Annotated in this window: 1 protein-coding gene; it reads right to left on the bottom strand. The window is 55.3% G+C overall.

Translation table 11 applies throughout. The features are described 5' to 3' along the window. Positions 1-116: 116 nt before the first annotated feature. A partial coding sequence (locus tag K6M89_RS30755) for a hypothetical protein (RefSeq protein ID WP_222135289.1) occupies positions 117-322 on the bottom strand: 206 nt, incomplete at its 5' end.

The following is a 322-nucleotide window of genomic DNA, read 5'->3' as shown; positions in this document are numbered from 1 at the left end:
CTGCCTGCAATGTACTTGTTTGACTTGCTGCCGAGCGCGGACAAACCCACCAACTTCAGTATCCATGGTGTGCCCTACACGGCCACTCTGGGGCCATCAGGCATGCAGAGCGACATTTACCTTTTCCTGCAATAGGGTGGAGATGGATCGAGCAATAGATGCCAGTCGTTCTTGAAAAGCACCAAACCGTTGAGAGAGAATCCGTTTTTACGCGGCCACGTGCAGCGCGCCAACCCAGATGAGACGATCCCCAGTGCCGGGGGCGACATCGAATGTGCACGTCGCCAGTCTTCCTTCAAAACGTGACGTTTGGCCAGCATCC

Source organism: Rhizobium croatiense (assembly GCF_019793465.1).
In the GTDB taxonomy this organism is placed as follows: domain Bacteria; phylum Pseudomonadota; class Alphaproteobacteria; order Rhizobiales; family Rhizobiaceae; genus Rhizobium; species Rhizobium croatiense.
This window is presented reverse-complemented; position numbering and strand designations above follow the sequence as displayed.